At 74.7% G+C, this 5,565-nt stretch carries 3 protein-coding genes; 2 read left to right on the top strand and 1 reads right to left on the bottom strand.

Annotation, left to right across the window (positions count from 1 at the left end):
• Positions 1-34: 34 nt before the first annotated feature.
• Positions 35-1,180, top strand: coding sequence for an MBL fold metallo-hydrolase (locus ACW0Q9_RS28720; protein ID WP_456186604.1), 1,146 nt, complete (start codon positions 35-37; stop codon positions 1,178-1,180).
• 9 nt (positions 1,181-1,189) lie between these two features.
• Here the strand turns inward: ACW0Q9_RS28720 and ACW0Q9_RS28725 are convergent, their stop codons facing one another.
• Positions 1,190-2,701: a deoxyguanosinetriphosphate triphosphohydrolase family protein gene (locus ACW0Q9_RS28725; RefSeq protein ID WP_456186606.1), complete on the bottom strand. Its 1,512-nt coding sequence runs from the start codon at positions 2,699-2,701 to the stop codon at positions 1,190-1,192.
• Positions 2,702-2,854: 153 nt separating this feature from the next.
• On the opposite strand from ACW0Q9_RS28725, the gene ACW0Q9_RS28730 reads away from it, so the two are divergent.
• A complete protein-coding gene (locus ACW0Q9_RS28730) occupies positions 2,855-5,338 on the top strand; it encodes a Tex family protein (protein ID WP_456186608.1) in 2,484 nt (827 codons plus the stop codon).
• The last annotated feature ends 227 nt before the right edge of the window (positions 5,339-5,565 follow it).

Consider the following 5,565-nt stretch of genomic DNA (forward strand, 5'->3'; position numbering starts at 1 on the left):
ACCGTGTACTCGGGACACGGCGGAGGGACGGGACATGCGCGAACCGGACGAGCGGGACCTGGAGCGGGCGGTCGGCGGGCGGCTGTGGCAGATGGCGGGGCTGGCCGCGGTGGCCGGGCTGGCCTGGGCGGCGCGGGACGTGCCCGCCCAGCTCGGCGGCCGGCTCGCCGGCGCCCGTGCCGAGCGCGCGGCCCGCTCGCCGCGCTTCCGGGACGGCACCTTCCACAACCCGTCGGGCACCCGCAGCACCATGGTCGCCGACCCGGGCCGCAACCTGGTCAAGGAACTCATCTTCGGCAAGCAGAAGCGGCGGCCGGACAGCGCCGTGCCGCTGCTGCGCCCGGCCGACGCGGCCCCGGCCGACCCGACCCGCGAGCTGGGCATCGTCTGGTACGGCCACGCCTCCACGCTGGTGGAGATCGAGGGGCACCGGGTGCTGCTCGACCCGGTCTGGAGCGACCGCTGCTCCCCGTCGGCGCTGATCGGCCCGCGCCGCATCCACGAGCCGCCGGTCCGCCTCGAGGAGCTGCCCCGGCTCGACGCCATCCTGATCTCGCACGACCACTACGACCACCTGGACATGGCGACCGTACGCGGGCTGCTCGAACACCAGTCCGCGCCGTTCCTGGTGCCGCTCGGGGTCGGCGCCCACCTCGACCGGTGGGGCGTGCCGGAGGACCGGATTATCGAGCTGGACTGGGCGGAGAGCCACGACGTGGGCGGGCTGACCATCACCGCCACCGCCGCCCAGCACTTCTCCGGGCGCGGGCTGCGCCGCGACGGCACGCTCTGGAGTTCCTGGGTGATGGCCGGGGCGCACCGCAGGGTCTTCTACACCGGCGACTCCGGCTACTTCGACGGCTACGCGGAGATCGGCGCGGAACACGGCCCGTTCGACGTCACCCTCATGCAGATCGGCGCGTACGACCGGGCCTGGCCGACCATCCACATGTTCCCCGAGGAGGCGGTGGCCGCCCACCTCGACCTGCGCGGCGGGCTGTTCATCCCGGTGCACTGGGCCACCTTCAACCTGGCCCTGCACGACTGGTCGGAGCCGGTGGACCGGCTCTGGGCCGAGGCGAAGGCCCGCGACGTCCGGCTGGCCGTGCCCCGCCCCGGCGAGCGGGTGGTGGTGGACGAGCCGCCGGCGGTGGACGGCTGGTGGCAGGCCGTCGTCTGAGCCCGCGGCTCAGAGCACGAAGGCGTCCGTCCAGAGGGCGCCGGAGCGGCCGGAGAGCGCGTCCAGCATCGCCACCGCCTGCCCGTCGGTGAGCTGCGCGACGAAGTCGACGATCGCCCGTCCCCGGGCCCGGCCGATCCGGTCCGGGGTACGCGGGTGCAGCTCCGCCTCGGCCAGCTCGACCAGGTCGTGCAGGCGGCGGGGCAGCCGGGACTCCTCCTCCGGGTCGAGCAGCCACTCCCAGAGCGCCTCGACCAGGGTGCCGAGCAGCCGCGCCTGGCCGCGCTGGTGCAGGGCCAGGTCCGGGCGGGCCAGCACGAACCGGTGGTGCACGAACTTCAGCACCTGCACCTCGTGCCACTGCGGCTTGGCGAGCTGCACGTACCCCGATCGCACGTCCGGCTCCGCGGTCACCGTGATGGCCTCCACGAACCGGGTGGACCAGCGGGCGGAGAAGCGGGCCACGTACTGCTCGGCCTCGATCGAGCCGTCGAAGGGCAGCGCCAGCAGCCCCTCCACCAGTTCCTCGCGGACGTGCTCGACGGCGGCGGCGAACGCCTCGTCGTCGGCGACCCAGCCGTCCTTGCGGTGCAACTGGCGGCGCAGCCGCTCGATCGCCGCACCGGGCCGCCGGCCGGCCGCGGCCAGCGCCGGCTCGGTGATCGCCCGGAAGTGCCCGCACTCGCGCTGCCAGGCCATCAGCTCCGCGGCCACCGCGCCCTGCTGGAGCACCCCGACCCGGTAGAAGTCCTCCACGTCGTGGATGGCGTACGCGATGTCGTCGGCGGTGTCCATGATCGACGCCTCCGGGGTCTGCTGCCAGTCCGGGATCCGGCCGGCGAACGGCTCCCGGGCCTGCCGCAGGTCGTCCACCTCGGTCCGGTACGCGCCGAACTTCGCCGACCCGCTCTCCGGGTCGTCGGGCGGGGCGGCCGCGCCGCGCGGGGCCCGGTCCAGGTGCCGCGGGTGCGGGTCCGGGTGGTCCAGCCGGGTCCACGGGTACTTCAGCATCGCCGCCCGGACCGCCGCGGTCAGGTCCAGGCCGGTGGTCGCCGCGCCGCGGATCTCGGTGCTGGTGACGATCCGGTACGACTGGGCGTTGCCCTCGAAGCCGTCGGCCAGCCCGAGCCGCTGCCGGGCCAGCCGGTCCAGCACCCGCTCCCCCAGGTGCCCGAACGGCGGGTGGCCGAGGTCGTGGGCGAGCGCCGCGGCCTCCACCACGTCCGGGTCGCACCCGCCCAGCTTCTCCAGCAGGTCCCGGTGCGCCGGGTCGGCGGTCAGCCGCTCGGCGACCGCCCGGGCCACCTGGGCCACCTTGAGGCTGTGGGTGAGCCGGTTGTGCACGAGCAGCCCCGAGCCGCCCGGGCTGATCACCTGGGTCACCCCGTTCAGCCGGGCGAAGAACGGGGACCCGACGATCCGGTCCCGGTCCGCCCGGAACGGGCTGGCCGCCAGGTCGCCGAGCGCCCGGGCGCTCCCGCCGAAGAGCCGCCGGGCCCGCGGATCCGCAGCTTGTTCCATGATCGCCACGCTAGCGCAGGGTCTCGCAGGTCGCGATGCGCCTGCTCACCCCTGAGGCACAGGTGCCGGATGGGGTCGGCGGGTGCCGCGCGGCCGGCCCTGGCGCGACCGGCACAATGACTGCCGAACCCACCGGAGAAGGCGGATCAGATCGTGACCCAGTCTGTGCACCAGCGGATCGCCGAGGAGCTCGGCGTCGCCGAACGGCAGGTGCGGGCGGCCGTGGAGCTGCTCGACGGCGGCGCCACCGTGCCGTTCATCGCCCGCTACCGCAAGGAGGCCACCGGCCTGCTCGACGACGCGCAACTGCGCACCCTGGAGGAGCGGCTGCGCTACCTGCGCGAGCTGGACGAGCGGCGCGCCGCGGTGCTGGAGTCCATCCGCGGCCAGGGCAAGCTCGACGAGGCCCTGGAAGCGCAGATCATGGCGGCCGACTCGAAGTCCCGGCTGGAGGACATCTACCTGCCCTACAAGCCCAAGCGGCGGACCCGGGCCCAGATCGCCCGCGAGGCGGGGCTGGAGCCCCTCGCGGACACCCTGCTCGCCGACCCGGCGCGGGACCCCCGGGAAACGGCCGCCGGCTTCGTCGACGCCGACAAGGGGGTGGCCGACGCCGCCGCCGCGCTCGACGGCGCCCGGGCCATCCTCATCGAGCGCTTCGCCGAGGACGCCGACCTCATCGGCACGCTGCGCGAGCAGATGTGGTCGCGGGGCCGGCTGGTCTCCCGGGTACGCGAGGGCCAGGAGACGACCGGCGCCAAGTTCGCCGACTACTTCGACTTCGCCGAGCCGTACACCAAGCTCCCCTCGCACCGGATTCTCGCCATGTTCCGGGGCGAGAAGGAGGGCGTGCTCGACCTCACCATGGACCCGGAGGCCGAGGGCGACTCCGACGCCGTGGTCACCGGCCCCACCCGCTACGAGGCGGCCATCGCCGGCCGCTTCGGGGTCACCGACCAGGGGCGGCCGGCCGACCGGTGGCTCCGCGACACGGTGCGCTGGGCCTGGCGTACCCGGATCCTCATCCATCTCGGCGCCGACCTGCGGCTGCGGCTCTGGCAGGCGGCCGAGGAGGAGGCCGTCCGGGTCTTCGCCACCAACCTGCGCGACCTGCTGCTGGCCGCGCCGGCCGGCGCCCGCCCCACCATGGGCCTCGACCCGGGCCTGCGCACCGGCGTGAAGGTGGCCGTGGTCGACGCCACCGGCAAGGTGGTCGCCACCGACACGATCTACCCGCACGAGCCGCGCCGGCAGTGGGACGCCTCCGTGCACACGCTGGCGACCCTGGCCGCGGCGCACGGCGTCGAGCTGGTCGCCATCGGCAACGGCACGGCCAGCCGGGAGACGGACAAGCTCGCCGGCGACCTGATCAAGCGGCACCCCGAGCTGAAGCTGACCAAGGTGGTGGTCTCCGAGGCCGGCGCGTCGGTCTACTCCGCCTCCGCGTACGCCTCCCAGGAGCTGCCCGGGCTGGACGTCTCGCTGCGCGGCGCGGTCTCCATCGCCCGCCGCCTCCAGGACCCCCTGGCCGAGCTGGTGAAGATCGACCCGCGCTCGATCGGCGTCGGGCAGTACCAGCACGACCTCTCCGAGGTGAAGCTCTCCCGCTCCCTCGACGCGGTGGTCGAGGACTGCGTCAACGCGGTCGGCGTCGACGTCAACACCGCCTCGGCGCCGCTGCTCACCCGCGTCTCCGGCATCGGCGCCGGGCTGGCCGAGAACATCGTGCTGCACCGCGACGCCAACGGGCCGTTCCGCACCCGGGCCGAGCTGAAGAAGGTGCCCCGGCTCGGGCCGAAGGCCTTCGAGCAGTGCGCCGGCTTCCTGCGCATCCCGGGCGGCGACGACCCGCTCGACTCGTCCAGCGTGCACCCCGAGGCGTACCCGGTGGTGCGGCGGATCCTCGCCCACACCGGACAGGACCTGCGCGCGCTGATCGGGAAGTCGGCCATCCTGCGCGGGCTCCGGGCGACCGAGTTCGTCGACGACACCTTCGGCCTGCCCACCGTCACCGACATCCTCGCCGAGCTGGAGAAGCCCGGCCGCGACCCGCGGCCGGAATTCCGGACGGCCACCTTCGTGGAGGGGGTCGAGAAGATCAGCGACCTGACGCCGGGGATGGTGCTGGAGGGCGTGGTCACCAACGTGGCCGCGTTCGGGGCGTTCGTGGACGTGGGCGTGCACCAGGACGGCCTGGTCCACGTCTCCGCCATGGCGCACACCTTCGTCAAGGACCCGCGGGACGTGGTGAAGTCGGGCGACGTGGTCCGGGTCCGGGTGCTCGACGTCGACGTGCCCCGCAAGCGGATCTCGCTGACCCTGCGGCTGGAGGACGAGGCGCTGGCCGGACGCCCGCAGGGCGGCGACGGCCGGCGTGGCGGCGGCGGCCAGGGCGGCGGTCAGCGCGGGGACGGCCGGCGTGGCGGCGAGGGCGGCGCCGGTCAGCGCGGCGGCGAGCAGCGTGGCCAGGGCGGCGGTCAGCGCGGCCAAGGGGGCAGCGGCCAGCGCGGCGGCGAGGGCGGTCAGCGCGGTGGCTCGCGCGGCGGGCCGCAGCAGCGGCAGGGCCGGGGCAACGGGGCTCCGGCGCCGGCCAACAGCGCCATGGCGGACGCGCTGCGCCGCGCCGGCCTGGCCTGAGGTCTCCGGGGGCTGTCGAGCTGACGTCACAGACGACTCGGCGGGGACGGCGCCATCGCCGACTCAGCTCGACAGCCCCAATGACGACACCGACCCGGGTGCCGGGCCGGCGTCATCCGACGACTGAGGTCGGCCGTGCCCTGCCCGCACGAGGCAACGGCGCTAGGAACTGCCGCGCCGCGGTCACCGCTTTGCGAATCTTGGACACTTGCCGTTCGCAGCGAACG

This window comes from Micromonospora sp. I033, from assembly GCF_053890995.1.